General features: G+C 42.6%; 20 protein-coding genes and 1 other annotated feature. Of the genes, 8 read left to right on the top strand and 12 right to left on the bottom strand.

Features of this window, described 5'->3' with window-relative positions:
• Nucleotides 1-122 precede the first annotated feature (122 nt).
• The 4 genes from mbcS to ACP7A0_RS06010 all read right to left on the bottom strand — a co-directional run bounded on the left by mbcS (nucleotide 123) and on the right by ACP7A0_RS06010 (nucleotide 4583).
• A complete protein-coding gene (gene mbcS / locus ACP7A0_RS06025) occupies nucleotides 123-1703 on the bottom strand; it encodes an acyl-CoA synthetase MbcS (protein WP_106039678.1) in 1581 nt (526 codons plus the stop codon).
• 225 nt (nucleotides 1704-1928) lie between these two features.
• Entirely contained in the window at nucleotides 1929-2141 is a 213-nt protein-coding gene (locus ACP7A0_RS06020) for an alpha/beta-type small acid-soluble spore protein (protein WP_024424829.1), read from the bottom strand.
• An 89-nt stretch (nucleotides 2142-2230) separates the two neighbouring features.
• Nucleotides 2231-3436 carry a tRNA uracil 4-sulfurtransferase ThiI gene (gene thiI, locus ACP7A0_RS06015; RefSeq protein ID WP_106039677.1) on the bottom strand — a complete coding sequence of 402 codons (1206 nt, stop codon included), beginning with the start codon at nucleotides 3434-3436 and terminating at the stop codon, nucleotides 2231-2233.
• Nucleotides 3437-3440: 4 nt separating this feature from the next.
• Entirely contained in the window at nucleotides 3441-4583 is a 1143-nt protein-coding gene (locus ACP7A0_RS06010) for a cysteine desulfurase family protein (protein ID WP_426004556.1), read from the bottom strand.
• A 200-nt stretch (nucleotides 4584-4783) separates the two neighbouring features.
• Here ACP7A0_RS06010 and brnQ (ACP7A0_RS06005) point away from each other — a divergent pair, with 200 nt between their 5' ends.
• Nucleotides 4784-6127 (top strand): branched-chain amino acid transport system II carrier protein, encoded by a 1344-nt coding sequence (gene brnQ, locus ACP7A0_RS06005; RefSeq protein ID WP_060597010.1) that lies wholly within the window; start codon nucleotides 4784-4786, stop codon nucleotides 6125-6127.
• A 210-nt stretch (nucleotides 6128-6337) separates the two neighbouring features.
• Nucleotides 6338-7681 (top strand): branched-chain amino acid transport system II carrier protein, encoded by a 1344-nt coding sequence (brnQ, locus tag ACP7A0_RS06000; protein WP_060597011.1) that lies wholly within the window; start codon nucleotides 6338-6340, stop codon nucleotides 7679-7681.
• 42 nt (nucleotides 7682-7723) lie between these two features.
• Here brnQ (ACP7A0_RS06000) and ezrA read toward each other — a convergent pair whose 3' ends face one another.
• Complete coding sequence (gene ezrA / locus ACP7A0_RS05995) at nucleotides 7724-9427, bottom strand: septation ring formation regulator EzrA (protein WP_066030549.1); 1704 nt, start codon at nucleotides 9425-9427, stop codon at nucleotides 7724-7726.
• A gap of 340 nt (nucleotides 9428-9767) precedes the next feature.
• Here ezrA and hisJ point away from each other — a divergent pair, with 340 nt between their 5' ends.
• Nucleotides 9768-10583, top strand: coding sequence for a histidinol-phosphatase HisJ (gene hisJ / locus ACP7A0_RS05990; protein WP_060597013.1), 816 nt, complete (start codon nucleotides 9768-9770; stop codon nucleotides 10581-10583).
• Here the strand turns inward: hisJ and refZ are convergent.
• Nucleotides 10553-11218, bottom strand: coding sequence for a forespore capture DNA-binding protein RefZ (refZ, locus tag ACP7A0_RS05985; RefSeq protein ID WP_060597014.1), 666 nt, complete (start codon nucleotides 11216-11218; stop codon nucleotides 10553-10555). The two genes, hisJ and refZ, sit on opposite strands and share 31 nt — an antisense overlap.
• 126 nt (nucleotides 11219-11344) lie before the next feature.
• Here refZ and ACP7A0_RS05980 point away from each other — a divergent pair, with 126 nt between their 5' ends.
• Both ACP7A0_RS05980 and rpsD read left to right on the top strand, forming a co-directional pair.
• Entirely contained in the window at nucleotides 11345-11842 is a 498-nt protein-coding gene (locus ACP7A0_RS05980) for a GAF domain-containing protein (RefSeq protein WP_095285580.1), read from the top strand.
• A gap of 300 nt (nucleotides 11843-12142) precedes the next feature.
• Nucleotides 12143-12745, top strand: coding sequence for a 30S ribosomal protein S4 (gene rpsD, locus ACP7A0_RS05975; protein WP_034661940.1), 603 nt, complete (start codon nucleotides 12143-12145; stop codon nucleotides 12743-12745).
• A gap of 235 nt (nucleotides 12746-12980) precedes the next feature.
• Here rpsD and ACP7A0_RS05970 read toward each other — a convergent pair whose 3' ends face one another.
• The 5 genes from ACP7A0_RS05970 to acsA all read right to left on the bottom strand — a co-directional run bounded on the left by ACP7A0_RS05970 (nucleotide 12981) and on the right by acsA (nucleotide 19928).
• Nucleotides 12981-14456: a BclA C-terminal domain-containing protein gene (locus ACP7A0_RS05970; RefSeq protein ID WP_426004552.1), complete on the bottom strand. Its 1476-nt coding sequence runs from the start codon at nucleotides 14454-14456 to the stop codon at nucleotides 12981-12983.
• A 283-nt stretch (nucleotides 14457-14739) separates the two neighbouring features.
• Nucleotides 14740-15303, bottom strand: coding sequence for a cysteine hydrolase family protein (locus ACP7A0_RS05965; protein ID WP_060597016.1), 564 nt, complete (start codon nucleotides 15301-15303; stop codon nucleotides 14740-14742).
• Between the two features lie 381 nt (nucleotides 15304-15684).
• Nucleotides 15685-16263 carry an esterase/lipase family protein gene (locus ACP7A0_RS05960; RefSeq protein ID WP_374955746.1) on the bottom strand — a complete coding sequence of 193 codons (579 nt, stop codon included), beginning with the start codon at nucleotides 16261-16263 and terminating at the stop codon, nucleotides 15685-15687.
• Nucleotides 16264-16583: 320 nt separating this feature from the next.
• Nucleotides 16584-17852, bottom strand: a complete 1269-nt coding sequence (gene tyrS / locus ACP7A0_RS05955) for a tyrosine--tRNA ligase (protein ID WP_060597019.1) — start codon at nucleotides 17850-17852, stop codon at nucleotides 16584-16586.
• A gap of 53 nt (nucleotides 17853-17905) precedes the next feature.
• Nucleotides 17906-18144 (bottom strand) — a binding site (T-box leader).
• Nucleotides 18145-18203: 59 nt separating this feature from the next.
• Nucleotides 18204-19928, bottom strand: a complete 1725-nt coding sequence (acsA, locus tag ACP7A0_RS05950; RefSeq protein ID WP_066030543.1) for an acetate--CoA ligase — start codon at nucleotides 19926-19928, stop codon at nucleotides 18204-18206.
• Nucleotides 19929-20083: 155 nt separating this feature from the next.
• On the opposite strand from acsA, the gene ACP7A0_RS05945 reads away from it, so the two are divergent.
• From ACP7A0_RS05945 to ACP7A0_RS05935, 3 genes are read left to right on the top strand one after another with little or no spacing between them, the layout of a single operon-like run.
• Complete coding sequence (locus ACP7A0_RS05945; RefSeq protein WP_060597021.1) at nucleotides 20084-20716, top strand: GNAT family N-acetyltransferase; 633 nt, start codon at nucleotides 20084-20086, stop codon at nucleotides 20714-20716.
• 39 nt (nucleotides 20717-20755) lie between these two features.
• Nucleotides 20756-21397, top strand: a complete 642-nt coding sequence (locus ACP7A0_RS05940; protein WP_106039675.1) for a CBS and ACT domain-containing protein — start codon at nucleotides 20756-20758, stop codon at nucleotides 21395-21397.
• A complete protein-coding gene (locus ACP7A0_RS05935; RefSeq protein WP_066030541.1) occupies nucleotides 21394-22554 on the top strand; it encodes an acetoin utilization protein AcuC in 1161 nt (386 codons plus the stop codon). Before ACP7A0_RS05940 ends, ACP7A0_RS05935 begins: the two co-directional genes overlap by 4 nt.
• Before the next feature lie 41 nt (nucleotides 22555-22595).
• On the opposite strand, the gene ccpA is transcribed toward ACP7A0_RS05935, so the two are convergent.
• A complete protein-coding gene (gene ccpA / locus ACP7A0_RS05930; protein WP_034665514.1) occupies nucleotides 22596-23597 on the bottom strand; it encodes a catabolite control protein A in 1002 nt (333 codons plus the stop codon).
• Nucleotides 23598-23863: the final 266 nt, after the last annotated feature.

Here is a 23863-nt window from a genome sequence, read left to right as displayed (position 1 = left end):
TTCTCCTTTTCCAGCAATTCTTACACATTTTATCATAGAACATCATGACCGCTTCCAGCGGATTTGATTTTCCGTAAAAAAAAGCGCTGGATGCTTCCATCCAAACGCTTTTCGTTTATTCATCATGATCCTTTTCGTGCAAGCTCTCTTTCTCTCAGCTCGACACGGCGGATTTTCGCTGACGGTGTTTTTGGCAGTTCGTCAATGAATTCAATTTCTCTTGGGTATTTGTAAGGTGCTGTTGTGTTTTTCACATGTGTCTGCAGCTCTTTGATCAGCTCATCACTTTGTGCTGATCCATCACGCAGGACGACATATGCCTTCACAATTGATCCTCTGATTTCATCTGGACTAGCCACAACCGCACATTCTTTGACTGCTGGGTGTTTGATCAGTGCATCTTCTACTTCAAACGGCCCAATGGTATAGCCTGAGCTGACGATGATATCATCTCTGCGGCTTTCAAACCAGAAGTACCCATCTTCGTCTTTTTTCGCGCGGTCACCGGTAATAAAGTAATTTCCGCGGCGCTGCGCTTTTGTACGCTCTTCATCTTTGTAGTATTCCTTAAATAACGCCGGCGTTTCGAGATGGACCGCAATGTCACCAACTTCTCCAGGAGCGCATACGCTACCGTCCTCATCAATGATCTCGACTTCGTTGCCAGGTGTTGGTTTTCCCATACTGCCTGGCTTGATGTCCATTCCTTTTAGCACCCCTACGAGCAGTGTGCTTTCTGTTTGGCCATAGCCATCTCGTACTTCTATATCAAAATGCTTTTTGAATGTATCAATGACTTCACGGTTCAACGGCTCTCCCGCAGAAACGGCACTATGCAGCTTTGGCAGCTCGTACTGACTCAAGTCATCTACTTTCGCCATAAAACGATATTCTGTCGGCGTACAGCATAGGACATTGATTTCATTTTTTTGAAGCAGCTCTAAGTACGTATTTGGATTGAATTTCCCTCCGTATACAAAGCCTTCTGCGCCACTTCCTAACACAGATAAGAGAGGGCTCCACACCCATTTTTGCCAGCCTGGCCCTGCTGTCGCCCATACTTTATCTCCCTCATTAATAGAGAGCCATGCTTTGGCAGCTGTGCGTAAATGTGCATACGCCCATCCGTGTGTATGAACAACCCCTTTTGGATGACCTGTCGTACCAGATGTATAGGATAAGAACGCCATGTCTGTACGTGTTGTTGGAGCCATTTGCAGCTCACTTGATTGTTGATCCTTTTGCGCTAGAATATTTGTCCAGCCATGATCGTTTTCACCGATTGAGAATGTTTTAAAATCGTTTGGCTGATTGGTTCCGTCGAACGATTGAATGAATGAAGAGTAAACAATCGCTCCCTTTGCTTCTGCATGTTCAATTCGGTAATCTAAATCTTTTGCACGCAGCATTTCTGAACAAGGAATGACGACCATTCCTGTTTTCAAAATTGCTAAATAAATGCTGTATGCCTCTAGCATGCGCGGCACCATCACAATGATTTTATCGCCTTTTTTAAAGCCTGCATTTAATAATACATGACCAATTTTATTTGCTTCTTCCACTAAAGCTGCATACGTCACATGCGCTTCGTGGCCATTTCCATCCTGCCAGTGCAGGGCTATTTTCTCCTTGTCATGACTGAACGCTTCAATCTCACTGACTAAGTTATATTGTTCTGGTGCAATTAAGTCTTCTCTTTTCATGGTACAGCTCCTTTTAGCCTCTTTCTATGAAACGAAACATGTTTCAATTTACCTATTCTAACACTCATAACTGAAAAATGCTTGAATTAGGACCTACTCCTAGTATTATGCCATAATTTTTTTCATTCGTCTTCTTTTTTAGAAATATTCAAACTATTTTTATGTACAAAAAGAAAAGAGCGGGAATGATCCCGCTCCTAAGCCATAACTTTTTAATTGTGTGTCTTAGAAAGATCCGCCACCCATATGTTGTTGAGCGTAAGATACAAGACGCTTAGTGATTTCTCCACCAACTGATCCGTTAGCGCGAGATGTTGTTTCTGCACCAAGGTTTACACCGAATTCAGAAGCGATTTCGTACTTCATTTGGTCGATTGCTTGTGCAGCGCCTGGTACTAGTAATTGGTTAGAACTGCTTTGTCTGTTTTGTTGAGCCATGTGTTCTCACCTCCTTGTGAATATAGAATGTGTAGAAACACATGACTTCATGCGATTGATTTTATGGTAATTATTATGAAATTTTTATTTTAGAATAAATCAGCGAATTCGTCTGCCGCTTTCTTCTCATTTGTGACGATGATCGTTTCCATTTGATCCACTGCCTCGTCGAGCATCGGCTCGAAATCAGCAAAGCTTTCGTAGCGTTCTACTTTCTCAAGCTTTGGTTTTGTTTTAGGAGATGGCGGCGTAAAGATCGTGCAGCAATCCTCGAAAGGCTGAATACTTGTCTCGTAAGTGCCAATTCGTCTCGCTTCATCAATAATGTCATTTTTATCAACAGCAATGAGCGGTCGAATGATTGGTGTATTGGTCACATGGTTAATCGCATACATGCTTTCCAGTGTCTGACTTGCGACTTGTCCAAGGCTTTCACCCGTAATAATCGCAAGAGCATCACGCTTCGCTCTTATTTTATCAGCTATTTTCAGCATCATTCTTCTTGTTGATGTCATCGTATAGTTTTCAGGTACTTGTTTGTGAATCAGCTCTTGAATTTTTGTAAAAGGAACGATGTGAAGCTTCACTTCGCCTCCATATGCTGCTAAGCATTCTGTAAGATCAATGACCTTTTGCTTGGCACGTTCACTTGTATATGGGGGGCTAAAGAAATGTACAGCCTCAATTTGAATCCCGCGTTTCATCGCTTGATAGCCGGCAACTGGGCTGTCAAAGCCGCCTGAAAGCATGAGCATCGCTCTTCCGCTTGAACCAACCGGCAGGCCGCCAGCACCCTTGACATCTTTAAATGTAATATACGTCGCATGTTCTCTTATTTCAATGCGCAAATGTACATCCGGCTGTTTGACATTGACCGTTAAGTTTTCCGTATTCTTCAGCACATGTCCGCCAATTTCGCGGTTCATTTCATTTGAATCAAGTTCAAATTGTTTATAAGAGCGTTTCGTTGAGACCTTAAATGTATTTCCTTGTTCATATACTTCCTGTACCGCTGTGAGTGACGCTTCTTTGATGGCATCGAGATTTGTCTCACATTTCACCGCAAGACTAAAGCTTTGAATGCCAAATACACTTTTGAGCTGTTCTGAAATCGGTTCAGGATCTTCTCCGTTCAGCATGATCGTGATGCGGTCTCTGTCAGATGCATACTTTAATGCTTCAAAGTCTTTCAATACAAACCGGATATGCTGCCTTAGTTTTTCAATAAATTTCTTTCTATTCTTCCCTTTTGTTGAAATCTCACCAAAACGGACTAAAATATGATCATATTTCATGCTGTTATCTCATTCCTTTTAGTTTTTTTACACTTTGTGCGATCGATGTGATGATTTGCGGCGCTAGCTCTGGTCCTTGTCCAAATGTCAAACTGATTCTCATACTGCTTTTGGCCACTTCTTCTGCTTTCCCCATCGCTAGCAGCACACGGCTTGGCTCTTTTTTCTTGGCTGAGCAGGCAGAGGTTGTCGAGACATACATGCCTTCTTTTTCAAGCATATGGAGAAGAACCTCGATTTGAATACCTGGCACTGAAAAATTCACAATGTGCGGCGCACTTTGCGTCAGCGGTGTGTTGATGACAATACCTTCTATTTCTCCAAGCTGTTTTTGCAGCTGCGTTTTTAAGTTAAGCATTTCATCATGATAATTTTTCAGCCGTTCGAATGATTGTTTCATGGCTTTTGCTAAGCTGACAGCACCAGCAGGGTTTTCAGTACCTGACCGTAGTCCTAATTCCTGCTCCCCTCCTGTGATGAAAGGGGCAAGCACAACATCTTTTTTTAAAAAGAGCGCTCCTGTCCCTTTTAAGCCATGAATTTTGTGGCCAGATATCGTCAAAAGATCCACATCCAGCTGTTTATTAAGTGCTACTCTGCACATTCCCTGGACCCCGTCGACATGAAAAAGGGCATTTTCGGCATGCTCACGAATGATGCCAGCAGCTTCTTCAATCGGCTGGATGGCACCCGTTTCGTTATTGACATGCATCATGCTGACCAGTACTGTATCAGGGCGTAGCACTTCTTTTAAATGATTCATATCAGCATGGCCATGCTCATTTACTTGAATATAGGAGATATCAAAACCAAATAAAGCCTTCAGCTGTTCAAACGATTCGATGACAGAGGGGTGTTCAATTGCTGTTGTCACAATATGTTTCCCCCGGTTCATTTTGGCTAGAGCTGCTCCTTTAATGGCAATGTTATTTGCTTCTGTTGCGCCAGAATTGAAAATAATCTCATATTGTTTCAATCCTGTATAGTGAAGCATTTGTTTTCTCGTTTCACTTAGCAGCCGGCTGGCATCAATTCCGAGCTGATGAAGCGAAGACGGATTACCAAAAAAACGCTCACTCACTTGCTGATATACTTGTAAAACCTCTGGATAAGGCTTGGTTGTTGCACTATTATCAAGATAGATCATATTGTAACTCCTTACAAAAAGCTTAAAAAATAAATGCATTTATATGTTACCATAATGAAGTCAGACAGAGAATTTTCTGAAAATGGCAGTTGACAACTTTTCATTTTCACTATATCATCCATAGTGCAATTGTCACACGATCATCAAAATTGTCAGAATATTTTAATTTGACACACTACACTGATTAAGGAGGAACTATTTTGAAAAATAGTTTAAGTATAAAAGAGACGCTAGCCATTGGTCTAATGCTTTTTGCATTATTCTTTGGCGCAGGAAATATGATTTTCCCACCTGTTCTTGGACAATATGCGGGTGAGAATGTATGGCTTGCCATCGGTGGATTTTTACTCACAGGAGTAGGTCTTCCGCTTCTAGGGGTGATTGCAGTCGCCCTTACAGGTACCGGTGCAAAAGGCCTTGCGGATAAAGCGCACCCAAAATTCGGGACCATCTTCACCGTTATTCTGTATTTATCCATCGGACCATTTTTCGCTATTCCGCGAACTGGTACGGTTTCATACGAGATAGGATTAGCTCCATTTCTGTCAGGGGCACAGTCCACTTCATGGGTACCACTATTCATCTTTACCGTTGTGTTTTTCACTATTTCATACTTGCTTGCTTTAAATCCTTCAAAGCTGGTTGATCGAATTGGTAAAATTTTGACACCGATCTTATTAACTGTTATTGCCATTATTGTCATTAAAGCCATTGCTACGCCAATGGGAATGATCGGTGCTCCTGATGCAACATATGAAGCAAACCCGCTCTTCACTGGATTTTTAGAAGGCTATAAAACAATGGATGCTCTTGCTTCTATCGTATTTGGGATCGTCGTGGTGACGGCTGTTAAGGAAAGAGGCATCACGGAGCGTAAATCTCTTGCAGCGGCTTGTATTAAAGCAGGACTCGTGGCAGCTGTTGGGCTGGCATTGGTGTACATTTCACTTGCTTATGTGGGTGCTTCAAGTCCCGATGCGACGGGAATGGTTGGAGCAAATGACGGCGGCAAACTGCTTTCACTTTCTGCCAACTTTTTATTCGGTTCTGCTGGAAACATTGTACTTGGCGCAGCCATTTTATTCGCTTGTTTAACGACTAGTGTTGGACTTATTTCATCCTGTGGGGAATATTTTTCAAAGCTCATCCCTAGCCTTTCTTATCGCACAGTCGTTCTAATTGTTTCTTTATTTAGTACACTGGTTGCAAACCTTGGTTTGGCACAAATTATCTCTCTATCTGTTCCAGTTCTTGTGACAATCTATCCACTGGCAATTGTCATTATTTTATTGTCATTCCTTGATCGCTGGATTAACGGAAGAAGACTCATTTATATCGTATCTCTTATCTTTACTGGTTTCTTTGCCATCATTGATGGATTATTAGCTGCCAAAGTGAACCTCGGTGACTTGCCTGACATCTTAGATTCAATCGTACCGTTTTACGATTTAGGCATTGGCTGGATCTTACCAGCTATTATCGGTGCTGTGGTTGGTTTACTTATTTCGATGTTTACCAGCCCGCCCAAACAGCTCGCCTCATAGTCATAAACCGAAACATCCCCTTCTTCATTGGAAGGGGATGTTTTTTATTGTTCTCCATATACTAAAATAGAAAAATTCATGACTTTTGTACGAAAACACATGTTGACATCAGGCGTACATCCTTTATAATTAGTGAATGTTAATGATGAACGGTTACTTAGCAACTAATTAACAGAATATTTCAACATAATAATGGAGGCTTTAAATGCAATGAAGGCAACTTTGTCGACGAAAGATACAGTTATTATCGGTTTTATGTTATTTGCTCTATTCTTCGGCGCCGGAAATATGATTTATCCACCAGAGCTTGGGCAATATGCTGGGCAAAATGTGTGGAAAGCAATGGGCGGATTTTTATTAACAGGTGTCGGTTTACCTCTTCTAGGGATTATTGCGATCGCTTTAACAGGTCGAGATGCGAAAGGATTAGCTGATAAAGCTCACCCAGCTTTTGGAACAGCGTTTACCGTCATTTTATATTTATCTATTGGGCCGCTTTTCGCTATTCCTCGTACAGGAACGGTTTCATATGAAATTGGTGCATTACCCTTTTTAGCAGGTGTACCAGCTTGGCTCTCACTTCTTTTATTCACACTTGTCTTTTTTGGTATTACATATTATCTTGCTCTAAATCCAACGAAGATTGTGGATCGTGTAGGGAAAGTGTTAACACCAATTAAATTTACGATTATTTTTATTATTATTGTCAAAGCCATTTTAACGCCGATGGGCGCCGTTGGCACACCTGATGTATCCTATAGCAGCGGATCATTTTTCAAAGGATTTCTAGAGGGCTATAAAACAATGGATGCTCTTGCTTCTATTGTGTTTGGGGTTGTTGTCATCAACGCCATTAAAGGACGCGGTGTGACAAGTAAAAAGGCACTGACTTCTGCTTGTATCAAAGCGGGTCTGATTGCAGCTTGCGGATTAACATTTGTTTATCTATCTCTTGCTTATTTAGGCGCTTCAAGTACACACGCCATTGGTTTTGTTGGAGATGGCAGTAAAATCTTGGCTCAGTCTTCTCAATTCCTATTTGGCAGTTTAGGAAATATTGTGTTGGGTGCCGCGATTACGGTTGCTTGTTTAACAACAAGTATCGGTCTCGTTACATCATGCGGAGAGTATTTCTCAAATTTATTACCTAAACTTTCTTATAAAATGGTCGTAACACTAGTGACATTATTTAGTTTTATCATTTCAAATTTTGGACTTGCTCACATTATCGCTTTCTCTGTACCGGTTTTAACTGCGATTTATCCGCTAGCGATTGTCATCATTGTGTTATCGCTGGCAGATAAATGGCTTGGTCAAAGAAGACCTGTTTATGTCCTTACTTTGATTTTAACTGGCTGCGTCAGTTTGTTTGACGGCTTAGTAGCAGCGAAACTCCCGATTGGACCAGTGGAGGATCTCTTTCAAACGATATTACCTTTATATGACCTTGGTATTGGCTGGGTTGTTCCTGCTATTTTCGGAGTGGTCATTGGGTTCGTTCTTTCTCTTTTCACTTCTTCTGCTTCCCAAAAGCGGGAGAAACAAGCATCTTAACAGAAAAAAGCTGAAGTCCTGTAAATGGACTTCAGCTTTTTTTTATTGGTGCTGATACTCTTTTTCTTGCTGAGCTAACAGCTTCTGAACGGCTCCGGGTGATGCTTTTTCAACAGCCGCTGCTGCTACATCAAATGATCCGTTGTAATCGTAGGCATAGAATCTTCGTTCTGCCTCTTTTAGTTGTTCTGAAAGAATATGGTTTTGGCTTCTAAAACGATTGCCGTATTGAATGATTCGTTCAATTTGGTCCACTTTACTGAGCATTTCTTCTGTCTCATCCGCAACATTTCTGACTGTGTCAGAGGCTTCTTTTAATTGTTGATTCACTGCCGGCATGTTGAGCGGCAGGTTTTCCAGCTGCTCATGCACTTGCTGGATCATCTCCTGCGCTTTTTCAGCCCGCTCTTTCATCTCAGCAGGTACACCTGGGATATTGCTTTTATGCAGCTGGCGGACTGTATCTGTCAGCATGGTTTTGAGCTCAGCCAGTGTTTCTCTCGCTTGTAATTCTTCTTTTCTTAATGATTGTAGATGACCTTTAAATGTGTCATGCAATGCTTTTGCATCATCGATAAAGGTCTCCAGCTGATTGATTTCATCCATTAATAATGAATATGCCACGTGGTCACGATCAAGCTTCTCGCGGATTTGTTTCATCAGCTTTTCAATTTCTTCTAAACGTTTTTCGAATGCTTTCTGTTGATCGAGCTCTCCTGCTGTCAGCTTGTAGCTTTCTTTCACAAGAGCCGTTTCTGCCTTTGTTTGTGTGTGATCTTGTTCAAGCTTCTCGAATGCTTCTGTGAGCTCAGGCATTTTGCTTTTGATTTCCTGACCTGCTTCTACTTCCGCCTCCAGCTGATCATACAGCGTCTCAATCGCATCATTGATCATTTGCAGAATGCTTGATGCCTCTTCTAAATTGAGTTCATCAATGAGCAATTTTTCCGCTCTCGCAAGCTGTTTGTTTAAAGTCTCCAGCTCTTTCGTGATCTGGATGTGCTCCAGCTTGTAGCCTTTTTCTGTCATTTCTTGATATCCGTCTTTCAGCTTCGTCAGCTGACCTGGTACGGTTTGTTTGCAGTCTGCAATAAGCTTTGGTACATCATTGATATATAGTTGAAGCTGGTCGAGTCTGCGGTCTTGCTCAAGCAAAATCTTTCTTGCCTTCATGTAGTTTCCGTTTTCTGTTTCTTCCTCGTACTGCTTGATCCCTTCCCAGGCCTCATCTAAGTCCTGCTCCATTTTGTCATAAAGGGTGCCATATAAATGGCTGTACGCAAGCAGATTTTTTCGAACTGTTTGATATTGCTCTTTGACCTTTTCAATGTCCTTGCGATTTTGCTCCTCGCTTGTGACAAGGTCTGCAATTTCTTTTAAAATGTCTTCAATGTTCGAATCAGCAGCACTCAGCAAGTCCTCAATGTGCGTAAGAACCTGCTTGGCTTTGGAGAATCGATATTTATCAGAATACTCTTCTGCATCATATAATAGCTCCTCTACCTTTGGAAGATGGGCTGTGACGATATCGTCCCACTCTGCACGCCATCTTTCAAAAAATTGCTCTGTTTCTCCGGTCATTTTTAAATGTTTGATTTTTGAAATTTCTTCTACAATTGATCTGTTTAAAATTTCAATTTTCCATGCTTCCAATCGGTCAATCTCTTTATATATATTTTTTCGCAGGAAATAACCGACTGAAAACAAAGCAAGCAAAATGACAATTAAACCGATGATAAACTCCATAATGAGCCCCCTTGTTGTGATCTAAGTGATGTCAGGGTAAAAGTGTCCCGAGTAGACCTGAGAACCCTTTCGTGTCCGCTTTGCATTTGTCTTTTTATAAACAGGATCGTATGTTTTCCAATACCATCCATTCACGGTTTTATGTATGTTTTTCAAGAAAGTATTTGAGCGCTTTCTATCATTTGATCACACGTATCCATGTGACCTGCTTTTATGTATGCGGAAGCTGTCGTTTTCATTGTTATTATGATACCATGTAACCAGCATTTTTGGTCATGATTTTTCATTATTTTCGCTGATAAACATCACGTTTTTCAAAATATCGACAAGAGGTGACGACATGCTGAAGCAGGATGCACATCTACATACACCGTTTTGCCCGCACGGCTCGCTTGATTCATTTCATTCTTATATTGAAAAAGCCATCAAAAAGGGATTTGATTCCATAACCTTTACCGAGCATGCCCCTCTGCCTCCATCGTTTCGAGATCCAACACCAGAGCAGGATAGTGCCATGAAGCTCCAAGAACTTGACTCGTATATAACGAAATTGGATCAGCTGAAACAGGAATACAAAGGCCAATTAATAGTAAAAACTGGGCTTGAGGTTGACTATATCAAAGAGTATGAAGAGGAAACAAGTGCCTTTTTAGACTGCTATGGTCCAGAACTAGACGATAGCATTTTATCTGTTCACTTTCTTCCTGCTGGCGATGATTATATTTGCCTTGATTTTGACGAGCATGCCTTCAAGCAGCTAATAAGCGCCTATGGCAGCATCGAACAGGTCTATCAAAGCTACTATGACCAAATTCATTCTTCTATTCTATCATCTTTAGGTCGCTATAAGCCAAAGAGAATCGGTCATATCACCCTTGTGCAGAAATTCAAACAGCTTTTCCCATTTGAGATGCCGCCTGAACTTTGTCAAAAGGTCACCCTTTGTCTTGAAGAAACGGCAAAAAAAGGCATGTCCTTAGATTTTAATACATCAGGTCTTCGTAAAACATATGCCAGAAGTATCTATTTAGATCAATGGATGATTGATCTTGCAAAACAGAAAAAAATTCCGCTCATATTCGGGTCTGATGCCCATCAAGCGGAAGATCTCGGATATGCTTATGATCAATTCGAAGACATCATGAGTTTTAAGTGAGAATCTAATGCCGGCTTTTTTGGTTCTAGTAAATGATGAAGCGAGCGGCTTAGTTCCTTAAAATACATTTGATAGAAATATGGCTCATTTGGATTCAAATAAAGCACCTCCGTTAAATATTGCGGCTGTAAATAGGGCATCATGAGTAGTGATTTCAGTTGAATCATAAACGATGAGAGTGAGAGCTGCTCACAAATCACATGGGTGCTTTTTCCTTTTTCAATAATGAGCTGAAACAAATATTTTTCTTTTGTTAAATAGGTCGACATTATTTCTCTAATGAGCGTCGAATCAATCGTCACCTCTCGATAAACGAAACGGGTTAATTGACGGTGCTTGTGCTGATAAGATAAAATATCAAAAACCACATGAAGTAAACATTCTTTTGCGTGACGAGTTTCCATGTGATGGATATGTGATTCAATCATGTGAATATAGCCTTCATAAAAATCGGATACAAGCTGCTCAAGCAGCCCTCCTTTTCCTTGAAAGTAATAAGATATGTGGGCAACGTTGACGTTTGCTTCCTTCGCAATCTCACGGACAGAGGTTCCAGAAAATCCTTTTTGGTTAAAAAGTCTGATGGAAGCTTCAATAATACGGTCTTTTGTTTGCACGGTTGTTGATGTTTTCATCCGCTCACCCCTCTTCATGTGTACATACTTCAAGATAAAGGCGGAAGTTCCTTTTACAATTGCTCGACAAATCCCACATGTGAGACGCAAGTTATGTATTTTTGAGATAGAAAGTAGGAGATTTTCATGTTTCATGTCGAAAAACAGTCTGGCGATCCATCAAAAGACTATCAATTGCTTGTTAAACAGGTAGAAGCCATTACAGATGGTGAGCCTGATCTGATTGCCAATTTGGCAAATGCTGCGGCGCTATTGTATCATTCACTCCCAGAGGTCAATTGGGCTGGATTTTATTTGGCTAAAGGGGGCGAGCTTGTGCTCGGACCGTTTAACGGACTGCCTGCATGTGTGCGCATCCCGTCTGGAAAAGGCGTTTGCGGTACTGCGTTTGCAACAGGTGAAGTCCAGCGTATCGCTGATGTGCATGCATTCCCTGGACATATCGCATGTGATGCAGCATCGCAATCTGAAATTGTCGTTCCGCTCAAGGTAAATGGACAGATCATTGGGGTACTCGACATTGACAGCCCCGTGAAAGACCGTTTCAGTGAAATAGATGAAACCTACTTAATTCAATTTACCGAGGTGCTCCAAAAGGCGTTATCCATCTCTACAGATGCGTAATCTTGCAAAAAAGCAGGCACATTGTCTGCTTTTTTATTTTTCTTCGCATAACGTGAAGCGTCACGTCTGCCTCTAAATAGGTTGACTTCTCCTATCCAGCGTCATATAATAGAATTTGTGTGAAATATGGCAGCCTTTTTGTTCGGCTTTTTTGTATCATTTTGTTCCTTCTATTTGAAGGTGCATCTTGTAACTCCCTGCTGCTGGAGCGAGGATGCATGAAAACATAATGACGGAAAAGACAAAGAACAGACGGTTTTTATTTTTCACAAATAAAAACAAATAAGGAGGAGTCACATTATGGCTCGCTATACAGGTCCAAGTTGGAAGATTTCCCGCCGTTTAGGCATTTCATTAAGCGGAACAGGTAAGGAACTTGAAAAACGCCCTTACGCTCCAGGCCCACATGGTCCAGGACAACGCAAAAAACTATCTGAATACGGTTTACAATTACAAGAGAAGCAAAAGCTTCGTCACATGTACGGTGTCAACGAACGTCAATTCCGTACACTATTTGACAAAGCTGCTAAACTTCCTGGTAAACAAGGTGAAAACTTCATGATTCTTCTTGAAACTCGCCTTGACAACCTAGTATACCGTCTTGGCCTTGCTCGTACTCGCCGCCAAGCTCGTCAGCTAGTCAACCATGGTCACATCCTTGTTGATGGAAGCCGTGTAGACATCCCATCTTTCTCTGTGAAACCAGGTCAAACGATTGCTCTTCGTGAGAAATCTCAAAACCTTGCAGTTGTGAAAGAATCAGTTGAAGTAAACAACTTCGTTCCTGAATATCTTTCTTTCGATGCTGAAAAGCTTGAAGGAACTTTCACTCGTCTTCCAGAGCGTTCTGAATTAGCGCCTGAAATCAGCGAACAACTAATCGTTGAGTTCTACTCTCGTTAATTTCATTACTCTCTTAAAGAGAGATCAAACAAACCCTAGAGACCTTGATTGTTCAAGGTGGTCTAGGGTTTTTTGTTTGTATTCTCGTATGAACAAATGAATTTAAAACATATAATGGGAAACAGACTATGCACAAGACGAGCACCGGGCAAGACTTCCAAGAAACGGCTGAAAAAAGATATTCAAATGAAAAGGTCCTTTTGATTGCTTCTAAAAGCACCTCTAAACATTTAAGTTAGTCTAATTTTTTAATAATAATAGAAGCGTTCACATTTGTTTGGGTCCCTCCTGCTAGAGTTTGAAGAGTAACTGCTGCTGCAGAAGTATGGTTTACAAGAGTAAGCGTGTCACCCGCTGCTAGAGCGAGGATGGCCTGACCGTTATTCTGTTGAGTGCCAGCTCCTGAACCATAAACTGTGTTCGTCACAGGAGCTCCATTTACAAATAGAGTGAATTGATTTGGCTCTACGCCAGAAACTGAAAAAGTAACCTCATAGTTTCCTGGATTGGTCACTATAATTTGAGAAGTTCCAGGGGCATGTGTAATACCAGGAGTAGTAATTCCAGTTGAGTCAAAAATCACCGGGGCTTCTAAAGCTACTGTTTGAGCACTTAGATTGTATACATATGCAAATTCAGCTAGCCCTGCACCTGTGACTCCCGTGGCTCCTGTTGGACCGGTCGCTCCGGTATCTCCTGCGGCACCTGTGACCCCCGTTGGACCGGTTGCTCCGGTATCTCCTGCGGCACCTGTGACCCCCGTTGGACCGGTCGCTCCGGTATCTCCCGTGGCTCCTGTTACTCCCGTTGGACCGGTCGCTCCGGTATCTCCTGCGGCACCGGTTACTCCCGTCGGACCGGTCGCTCCGGTATCTCCTGCGGCACCTGTGACCCCCGTTGGACCGGTTGCTCCGGTATCTCCCGTGGCTCCTGTTACTCCCGTTGGACCGGTCGCTCCGGTATCTCCTGCGGCACCTGTGACCCCCGTTGGACCGGTTGCTCCGGTATCTCCTGCGGCACCTGTTACTCCCGTCGGACCGGTCGCTCCGGTATCTCCTGCGGCTCCTGTTACTCCCGTTGGACCGGTCGCTCCGGTATCTCCTGCGGCACCTGTGACCCCCGTTGGACCGGTCGCTCCGGTATCTCCTGCGGCACCTGTTACTCCCGTTGGACCGGTCGCTCCGGTATCTCCCGTGGCTCCTGTTACTCCCGTTGGACCGGTCGCTCCGGTATCTCCTGCGGCTCCTGTTACTCCCGTTGGACCGGTTGCTCCGGTATCTCCTGCGGCACCTGTGACCCCCGTTGGACCGGTTGCTCCTGCGGCTCCCGCTGGACCAGTCGCTCCGATATCTCCTGCGGCACCTGTTACTCCCGTTGGACCAGTCGCTCCGGTATCTCCCGTGGCTCCTGTTACTCCCGTTGGACCAGTCGCTCCGATATCTCCTGCGGCACCTGTTACTCCCGTTGGACCGGTTGCTCCTGCGGCTCCCGCTGGACCGGTCGCTCCAGTATCTCCTGTTACTCCCGTTGGACCGATGGCTCCTGCAGCTCCTTGAACCCCTCGTAATCCCCGTGGCCCTCGTCGCCCTACAATTAATTTTGTATGACAAATGATGCAACAGTTTGATTTTGATAGTTTATGTTTACAATAAGGGCATTTTTTATACTTATCACAACCCATCAGTTGTTCATCTCCTTTATCATTATTCATATGTTACATCCGTAAATAGGTGCAGATAAGTAAAACGTACAAAGAATAAAAAGATAATCGTAGAATAAACATAATTTGCTAGAGTCTTCCAAAAGTCTTTTGGTTGTGAAAATTTGATTGTATTTTGCGCTAAATTTGTCTATGGTTTTTTCATGATGACTAGCCAGTCTCAAGAAGCTATTCAAAACCATATAATCTATCATGAAAAAAATCCCCTAGAATTCCAGAGGATTTTTTTGTTCCATGGTTCTCTCAAGTATTATTAAGCGTATAACGATATCTTTTATTTTACCATCCAATTACTAATCAATTGATCTGTTGTCATGACAGTAGCAAATTCATCATGCAGTGTTGCAAGTGATAGCCGATGAATCATTTCGGGATCATAATATGTACCGTTTTGATCTGTTAGTCCAAAGGCGGCAACTGCATCTGAGATAAGGTACGTATCAAAGCCTAGATTGCCGCTCATTCTTGTTGTCGTTGACACGCAGTGAGGGGTTGTCAATCCTGTGATCACGACCGTGTTAATATGGTTTGACCTTAACTGTTCCTCCAAGTTTGTGCCAATAAAGCTACTGTTGACTTTCTTTCGTATCACCGTTTCTTCCTCTAGCGGTTTGGCGATATCTTTGAAGAGATGCCCTTCATTTGCCGGATGAAATAAGGAGTCCGGCTTGTCAGATGTATGCTGAATATGAATCACTGTCCAGCCTTTCTCTCTCCAAAACGTCAATAAACGACTGATATTTTTCTCTGCATCTAGATTATTTCGTTCTCCCCATTTTTCATGCTCGAACGCCTTCTGTACATCCACAATGATCAAAGCCTTTTGATTCTTTTGCACAAACGCCCACCTCCGTAGATTCTCATTTACTACATGTAGTGTAAGGAATGGTGATCCATTTGTACATGCTTTTAATGATGTTTTGCCTATTTTTGCATCAAAAAAACAAACCACACACTGGCAACGATGTAATAGATACCAATGATCGATGTACAGTTGGACATCACCTCGCCTATTTGAACTGATTTAACAAACTTCATCCAGATGAAATAGATGAGGAGAAATGAGCACGGATAATAGGGGAAATATCCTAAAAAATATTGCTTGAGTTTTTGTGTCATCATTTTACCTCCATTATAACCTTCTTTCATCATCTAGCAGCTGTCATATGTCCGATGACATCAAAAAAAGACAGCACAAGTCGCTGTCTTCTTTCATTTTTTAATTCGTATTCTGTCCCCCGCCATTCAGTCCTTCTTTGATATAGCCTTTGACTTGGCTTGAAGCTAATAGACCGATGTGACCAACCCCGTGAATGAGGACGTTTCTTGCGCCAATTAAACGCGAAAGGCTGTTGACGACGATAAGATCGGCTGAGCTATAGACAGAGGTGTAAAGGATTTTTTGATTTGGATCGGTGCCTGGTAATGCTCTGAGTGAAACGAGTCCATTCGCTCCACCAAGTGTGACGACGTTTTCTATTTTATCGCCGCCGTCTAGATTCTTAATATAGTATAACGTGTTCGCCCCGCCCATACTATGCGCCACAATATCTACTTTTTTGGCACCCGTTTTGTCTAGCACATCTTTGACGAATCTGGATAAACGCGGACCATTGTTGCGATTATTACCTGTTTTGTCTATGAAATCGATAGCAAATAATTGGTTTCGATCCCATCCTTGTGATACCAAGTAACTTTTAATCGAAGCAAAGTTATAAGACGCACCGCCCATGCCATGTACCATCACAACCGGATTATGCTCAGCCGCTTTGATCTCTTTTGGCTGGATGAAGGCCATTGAACCTATCACTAATGCAAGTGCAACAAGAATTTGTAAACTCTTTTTCTTAAAACGAATCACTTTCATTCCCCCTTATTCATCTTATTCGAACTCTATTTTATATAAGAAAAATATGTCAGAAAAGTGAACAAGGCACTGTTTGTTCAATCAATTTATAGAAAATAAATAATGAAAAAGCACCTTTGACTTTCTCAACGCCAATGCCAAAAGACTAGACAAAGTCTCTTTGAACAGTCTATTAGACTCTTCAAAGAGCACTCATCTCTCATTTTGCATAAAAAAAGCAGCCGGTTATCGCGGCCGGCTGCACATCGTTCTTATTTGTAATTCACAAGGAAGTATTTCTTTTTCCCTCTTCTTAAGACGGTAAATTGGTTTTCAATTCGGTCTTCAGCTGAAAGGACGTAGTCTTTATCGGTTTGTCTCTCTCCGTTGATGGAAACTGCACCATTTGTGATGTCTTCACGTGCTTGACGTTTTGATGGAGACAGCTTTGATTCAACAAGGACATCGACAAGTGTTAATTCTTCTGTGCTGCTTTTCTCCATTGATGGAACATCTTTAAAGCCTACTTTGACTTCTTCGGCTGAAAGAGATTTGATCTCGCCTTTGAATAGCGCATTTGAGATGTTGACAGCCTGTTCTAGTGATTCACGGCCATGTACAAGTGTCGTGACTTCCTCTGCTAGACGGCGCTGTGCTTCACGCTTTTCAGGTGCTGTTTGCACTTTTTCTTCGTACGATGCGATCTCTTCTTTCGATAAGAACGTAAAGTATTTTAAGTATTTCACGACGTCACGGTCATCTGTGTTGATCCAGAATTGGTAGAACTCATAAGGAGACGTCTTTTCTTTATCTAACCAGATGGCGCCGCCTTCTGTTTTACCAAACTTCGTGCCATCTGCTTTAGTGACAAGCGGCATCGTTAGACCGAATGCTTTTGCCCCTTCTGCTTCAGACTTACGGATCAGCTCAAGTCCAGATGTGATATTTCCCCACTGGTCGCTTCCACCGATTTGCAGCTTACAGTTTTCATTTCTGTAAAGGTTTACGAAATCTAAAGATTGCAGGATGACGTAGCTGAACTCTGTGTACGAAATCCCTGTCTCAATCCGTGAGCTGACGATATCTTTTGCCAGCATGAAGTTCACACCGAAGTTCTTTCCAATATCACGAAGGAACGTGATGACATTCATTTGGCTGATCCAGTCGTAGTTATTCACGATAACGGCTGGGTTCTCGGCTGCTTCAAAATCAAGAAATTGTGACAGCTGTCCTTTAATTTTCTCTGTCCATTGTTCTACGATTTCTGCAGGGTTTAGTGAACGCTCTGCTTTTTTGAAGCTAGGATCGCCGATTAGTCCAGTCGCGCCGCCAACAAGGGCAATCGGGTGATGGCCCGCTTCCTGGAATCTGCGTAATGTTAAAATTGGCAATAGATGACCAATGTGCAAGCTGTCAGCTGTCGGATCAAAGCCGGAGTAAAGCTTGATTTTTTCTTCTGCTAATAATTTTGTTAAACCTTCTTCATCTGTTTGCTGCTGAATTAATCCTCTGAACGATAACTCTTCCATCAATTGACTCATATCCAATTCTCCTTTTTTTACAATTCAACATAAAAAACGCCCCTTCGAATGAACGAAGGGACGATATATATCGCGGTACCACCCTGCTTAAAAGACAACAAATCACGTCTTTTCACTTACACTGATAACGGACAGATCCGTTCTTTCACTAATCAGGGCAGCATGCATGCTCCTTTTCGTAAAAGCGGTTCGTGAGGGTAATTCGAATACCTCTTTGTACTGACTCGCACCAGCCGTCAGCTCTCTTGGACAGGGAAAGATAATTCTACTGAATCTCAGTCAAAACCTTTACATATTCAACTAATGTCATTTTAAACATACTTTTGGTATCAAGTCAACTGATGAAAAAAATTAATCTTCCATTGTCGATAGGTCGCCAGCCGGTAAATTCAGCTCCCACGCCTTTAGCACACGTCTCATAATTTTTCCGCTTCGCGTTTTAGGTAGTTTGTCTTTAAACTCAATTTCTCTCGGTGCCGCATGTGCAGCGAGTCCTTTTTTCACAAACGTACGAATCTCTTCTTTCAGCTCATCTGTCGGCTCATATCCACTTCTGAGCGCAATGAATGCTTTAATAATTTCACCGCGGACTGGATCTGGTTTTCCAATGACACCAGCCTCTGCAATGGCCGGATGTTCGACCAGCTTACTTTCCACCTCAAAAGGACCAACCCGCTCTCCTGATGTCATGATCACATCATCGACACGTCCCTGGAACCAAAAGTATCCGTCTTCGTCCATATAAGCTGAATCTCCTGAAACATACCAATCTCCCGGCATAAAGTAAGATTCATATTTTTCAGGATTGTTCCAGATCGTATGCATCATAGACGGCCAGCCTTTTTTGATGGCGAGGTTGCCCATCCGGTATGGCGGAAGTTCATTTCCGGCATTATCGACAATCGCCGCTTCTACGCCTGGAATCGGTTTCCCCATTGAACCTGGTTTGATGTCCATGCATGGATAATTACAAATCAGCTGTGCACCGGTTTCAGTCATCCACCAAGTGTCATGAATTCGTTTGCCAAATACAGCGTCTCCCCATCGGATGACTTCTGGATTTAGAGGCTCACCTACACTTAACACATGACGGAGCGAGCTGAGATCATATTTTTGAATGAGGTCATCTCCTGCTCCCATCAGCATTCTAAAGGCAGTCGGAGCACTGTACCAAACGGTCACACCTAGTGATTCAATGGTTTCATACCACGTATCAGGGTTAAACCTGCCGCCTAAAATGACATTCGTCGCCCCATTTAACCATGGTGAAAAAATGCCGTACACTGTGCCTGTTACCCAGCCTGGGTCAGCTGTACACCAGTAGACATCGTCTTCTTTCAGATCAAGCACCCACTTACCGGTCTGGTCTTGCTGCACCATTGCGCCATGGACATGCAGCACACCTTTTGGCGTACCTGTGGACCCTGACGTGTAATGAAGCAGAAAGCCGTCTTTTTCATCCATCCATTCAATCTCAAGGTTCTTTGCTGCCTGCTCAAACGCCTCTTCGTAATGGATTGTCCGAACGCCATCGACGTCTTCCTTTTCACCGCCGACAATGATGACGGATTCAAGCTTCGGAAGCTCTGCAAACGGAATTCGTTCAAGCAGATCCGGCGTTGTCACAATGACCTTCGCCTCACTATTTTCTAAACGGTCTTTGACCGCTCCTTCCATAAATGCCTCAAATAACGGACCAACGATCGCACCAATTTTGACTGCGCCAAGCAGAAGAAAATAGAGCTCAGGTGATCTTGGCATAAAAATAAATACGCGATCCCCTTTTTGCACATGCGCCTTTTCTCTGAATAGATTTCCCGCTTTATTTGTGTTGATTTTCATATCCCTGAACGTATACTTTTCATCACGCTGTGAATCTTTGTAGTGAAGCGCCACCTTGTTCTTACGAAACGAGTCCGCATGTCTGTCAATCGCTTCATAGGCTGCATTTATGTTTCCTGTTTCATACCACGAGAAGTTTTTTCTTGCTTCCTCCCATGAAAATTCTTTGTATGCCTGCTCATAATCATTTAAATGATAGTCCCCTTTTACTGATGGCAGCGTTTCCAATTTCATCAAACAGTCCCCCTTTGCATACGTTTACAATGACCATTATAGTATAGATGACTTTTTTTCTCAATTTTTAAAAAACTTATGGTGAAACCGTTTTAATTCTTGCAAGTTTTAAGATAAAATAGAGACGACTCACTAGAATTTGAGGCGGTGGATACGTGGAGCATCCTAAAACTTATTATTCAAAAACCATTGAGCAAGAAACAGGTTCCATCCTTATTGAAGGTCCGGTACCTGCACCAGAGCTTGCGAACTATACCTTTCATGAAGGACTGACGGCATTTCGCACGCCTGAGGAACAGAAACAAGCACTTGTTGAAATAGCAGACCTTCCAGAAGGACGTATTATCATTGCAAGAATGGATGAGCTTGTCGTAGGCTATGTCACGTATTTGTATCCTGATCCGCTTGAGCGCTGGTCAGAGGGTAACATGGAAAATTTAATCGAGCTTGGCGCGATTGAGGTCGCTCCTCCATTTAGAGGCTGCTCACTTGGCAAGCATTTACTTGATGTGAGCATGATGGATGAGCAAATGGAGAATTATATCATCATTACAACTGAATATTACTGGCATTGGGATTTAAAGGGGACAAAGAAAAACGTGTGGGAGTACCGCAAAATGATGGAGAAAATGATGAACGCAGGCGGTCTTGTCTGGTTTGCAACAGACGAGCCAGAGATTAGCTCACATCCAGCCAATTGTTTAATGGCCAGAATCGGGAAAAATGTGAGTCCTGATTCGATTGAGCGTTTCGATCGTCTTCGCTTCCATCAACGCTTTATGTATTAACGTTCAATTCGTTTTTTTGGCAAAGGGGATTGGTAAACAATGATGATTGAACAAATTATGGAGCGTGATGTGGTCACGCTGCGAAAAACCGATACGATTGAAGAAGCCATTCAAAAAATGAGTGCACATCACATTCGGCATATTCCGATCGTATCTGATCAAGGTTCTGTCATTGGGATGGTGACAGATCGGGATATTAAAAATGCCAGTCCAAGTATATTTGAAACAGAAAAAAGACAGCTCTTTATTCAGCGTCCTGTTGAAGAGATCATGGTATTAGAGACGATCGCTGCTCATCCGCTTGATTTCGTTGAAGAGATTTCAAGTGTCTTTTTTGAACACGGAATTGGCTGCCTTCCAGTGGTGAGACGAGGCAAGCTCGTAGGCATTATCACAAAGACTGATTTGCTTCGTACGTTTGTCAGACTGACAGGTGCAGATCAGCCTGGGTCACACTTAGAGGTTGAAGTGGACCAGATGACAGAAGGCCTCGCAGACATTACGGCCATTTTAAAGGAGCAGCATATTCAAATGCTGAGTGTGCTCGTGTATCCGCATGCAAATGAAGCTTCTAAAGTGCTCGTATTCCGCCTTCAAACCATTCATGCAGATCATGTGACGAAGCTGATTCGTGCAAAAGGCTATAAGGTGCTGTGGCCAATGGAGCAGACGATCAAATGAAGGAAGCGACCTTTGTTTTTTCACCCTCTTTTCAAACGTACCAATTTCACCAAGACCATCCCTTCAATCAGCTTCGTGTCTACTTAACATATGATCTTCTTCAAAAAATGAAGGCGTTAACAGATGATGAGATCGTCGCACCGCGTATGGCGACACTGGAGGAATTAAAGCTCGTCCATACAGCCGATTATATTCAAGCTGTGCAGCGGGCTAGTGAAGGAAAGCTCTCTACAGCAGAGGGTGAACGCTACGGCCTTGGCACGGAGGATACACCGATGTTTGCAGGTATGCATGAGGCAGCTTCTCTCCTTGTTGGCGGGACATTAACAGCCGTTGACCAAGTAATGATGGGACACTCGCAGCATGCACTCAATCTTGGCGGCGGACTTCACCACGGGTTTAAAGGACGTGCATCTGGCTTTTGTATATATAATGACAGCTCCGTGGCCATTCAATATATTCAAAAGACATATGGTGCAAGAATTTTATATATTGATACAGATGCCCATCATGGAGATGGTGTACAATTCAGCTTCTATGACGACCCAGAGGTCTGTACGGTCTCTATTCATGAAACGGGGCGCTACTTGTTCCCTGGAACTGGACAAGTACAGGAAAGAGGTCACGATAAAGGCTATGGCTACGCTTATAATATTCCGCTTGATGCATTTACAGAAGACGAATCGTTCCTCGAAGCATACCGAACAGCAGTGACTGAAATTGCTGCTTTTTTTAAACCAGATGTGATTTTGACGCAAAACGGCGCGGATGCACACTACTATGATCCGTTAACCCATTTATCTGCCACCATGAAAATATATGAGGAAATTCCTAGACTTGCCCATGAGTTAGCGCATCAATATTGTGATGGCAAATGGATTGCTGTTGGCGGAGGGGGATATGATATTTGGCGTGTCGTTCCAAGGGCATGGAGCCGGATTTGGCTTGAGATGAAAGGCATCACACCGCCGGCTGAACTGCCTCAGGACTGGGTTCAGGCTTGGCATAAACAATCGCCTGTCAGCCTGCCATCGACATGGGGAGACCCTGACGATTTATATCCACCGATCCCAAGAAAAGCAGAAATCACAGAAAAGAATGCTCAAACTGTAGAAAAAGCACTTATGCCTGTAAGAAGAGAAAAGAAAAATGCATAAGAAAAGCAGGCATTCACTAATGTGTAAGCCTGCTTTTCGTTTTATTTTGTTGATTGTCTTTCTTCAATTCTGTGCGGAAGCTCAACAATTTGATCGTCCACTTGTTCTTTGTTCATCAGCTTTGTCAGCAGTCTCATTGCGACAGCGCCAATATCATAGGTCGGCTGAACAACTGTTGTCAGCTGAGGACGCACCATGAGAGAAAGTCTCGTGTTATCAAAGCCAATCACTTCTAAATCCTCAGGAATCGATACGCCTCTATCTTGTGCTCCGTGAATGACACCTAGCGCCATTTCATCGGTAGCCGCAATAACAGCTGTCGGCTTGTCAGACTGCTCAAGTAAATGAGCAAGTGATTCAATTCCAGAATCATAGGAGTAATCGCCTTCAGCGACGAGCGCATCGTCAAATGCGATGCCCGCTTCTTCAAGCGCACGCTTATAACCTGCAAGCTTTCTCATAGAGTTAATCGGTTCTGACATTGGGCCGGATACGAAGGCAATTCGCTTATGTCCTTTCTCAACTAAAAGCTGGACTGAATCATAAATCGCTTGCTCGTAGTTGATATTGACAGATGGTGTTTGAGCCTGCTCTTCAACAGATGCTGCAAGAACAATTGGCACAGGAGAGCGCTTAAATTCTTCAACAAGCACATCTGTGATGTTTCCGCCCATAAAGACAATCCCATCTACTTGTTTACCTAGCATTGTATTTAATAGATGAAGCTCTTTATCGGTATTTTGATCTGAGTTGCTTAAAATGATGTTGTACTTATACATCGTGGCGATATCTTCAATTCCGCGAGCAAGCTCCGAATAGAAGATACTAGAAATATCAGGGATGATCACCCCAACTGTTGTAGTTTTTTTACTTGCAAGGCCTCGTGCCACAGCATTCGGACGGTAGCCAAGACGATCAATCGCTTCAAGTACCTTTTTTCTTGTTGTTGGTTTTACATTCGGATTACCATTCACTACGCGTGATACCGTTGCCATACTTACATTTGCTTCTCTTGCTACATCATATATTGTAACATTATTCACATAAATCACTCCTTCAAATACACTTCATATCTATAGCATTCACCAATTGGATAGAGACATGTCAGATACGAGGAAAATAATATCCTATTTGTCATTAAAACGATGAAAAGAGACACATAATTTTTCAATCTACATCAAAATGACATTCTTTTATGAAATTATACACGTTTTTTCACCATATGAAAACGTTCCCTTTCTTTTTATAACTAAATTAAACAAACTTTAATGAGCTTGTTACCTGTAAATTGAATCATATTTCATGAAAA

This window comes from Bacillus sp. DWP3-1 (genome assembly GCF_049896565.1).
Lineage (GTDB): Bacteria > Bacillota > Bacilli > Bacillales > Bacillaceae > Bacillus.
Note: the sequence above shows the minus strand (reverse complement) of the source record. Positions and strands in the feature narration are given on the sequence as shown.

What these genes read in the sequence shown, in the direction of transcription:
- hisJ (WP_060597013.1), top strand. Translation starts at nt 9,768, where the DNA reads ATGCTGAAGCAGGATGCACATCTACATACACCGTTTTGCCCGCACGGC.
- ezrA (WP_066030549.1), bottom strand. Translation starts at nt 9,427, where the DNA reads ATGGAGTTTATCATCGGTTTAATTGTCATTTTGCTTGCTTTGTTTTCA.
- refZ (WP_060597014.1), bottom strand. Translation starts at nt 11,218, where the DNA reads ATGAAAACATCAACAACCGTGCAAACAAAAGACCGTATTATTGAAGCT.
- tyrS (WP_060597019.1), bottom strand. Translation starts at nt 17,852, where the DNA reads ATGAGTCAATTGATGGAAGAGTTATCGTTCAGAGGATTAATTCAGCAG.
- ACP7A0_RS05935 (WP_066030541.1), top strand. Translation starts at nt 21,394, where the DNA reads ATGAAGGAAGCGACCTTTGTTTTTTCACCCTCTTTTCAAACGTACCAA.
- acsA (WP_066030543.1), bottom strand. Translation starts at nt 19,928, where the DNA reads ATGAAATTGGAAACGCTGCCATCAGTAAAAGGGGACTATCATTTAAAT.
- ACP7A0_RS05980 (WP_095285580.1), top strand. Translation starts at nt 11,345, where the DNA reads ATGTTTCATGTCGAAAAACAGTCTGGCGATCCATCAAAAGACTATCAA.
- mbcS (WP_106039678.1), bottom strand. Translation starts at nt 1,703, where the DNA reads ATGAAAAGAGAAGACTTAATTGCACCAGAACAATATAACTTAGTCAGT.
- ACP7A0_RS06020 (WP_024424829.1), bottom strand. Translation starts at nt 2,141, where the DNA reads ATGGCTCAACAAAACAGACAAAGCAGTTCTAACCAATTACTAGTACCA.
- ACP7A0_RS06010 (WP_426004556.1), bottom strand. Translation starts at nt 4,583, where the DNA reads ATGATCTATCTTGATAATAGTGCAACAACCAAGCCTTATCCAGAGGTT.
- rpsD (WP_034661940.1), top strand. Translation starts at nt 12,143, where the DNA reads ATGGCTCGCTATACAGGTCCAAGTTGGAAGATTTCCCGCCGTTTAGGC.
- brnQ (WP_060597011.1), top strand. Translation starts at nt 6,338, where the DNA reads ATGAAGGCAACTTTGTCGACGAAAGATACAGTTATTATCGGTTTTATG.
- ACP7A0_RS05940 (WP_106039675.1), top strand. Translation starts at nt 20,756, where the DNA reads ATGATGATTGAACAAATTATGGAGCGTGATGTGGTCACGCTGCGAAAA.
- ACP7A0_RS05970 (WP_426004552.1), bottom strand. Translation starts at nt 14,456, where the DNA reads ATGAATAATGATAAAGGAGATGAACAACTGATGGGTTGTGATAAGTAT.
- thiI (WP_106039677.1), bottom strand. Translation starts at nt 3,436, where the DNA reads ATGAAATATGATCATATTTTAGTCCGTTTTGGTGAGATTTCAACAAAA.
- ACP7A0_RS05960 (WP_374955746.1), bottom strand. Translation starts at nt 16,263, where the DNA reads ATGGCCTTCATCCAGCCAAAAGAGATCAAAGCGGCTGAGCATAATCCG.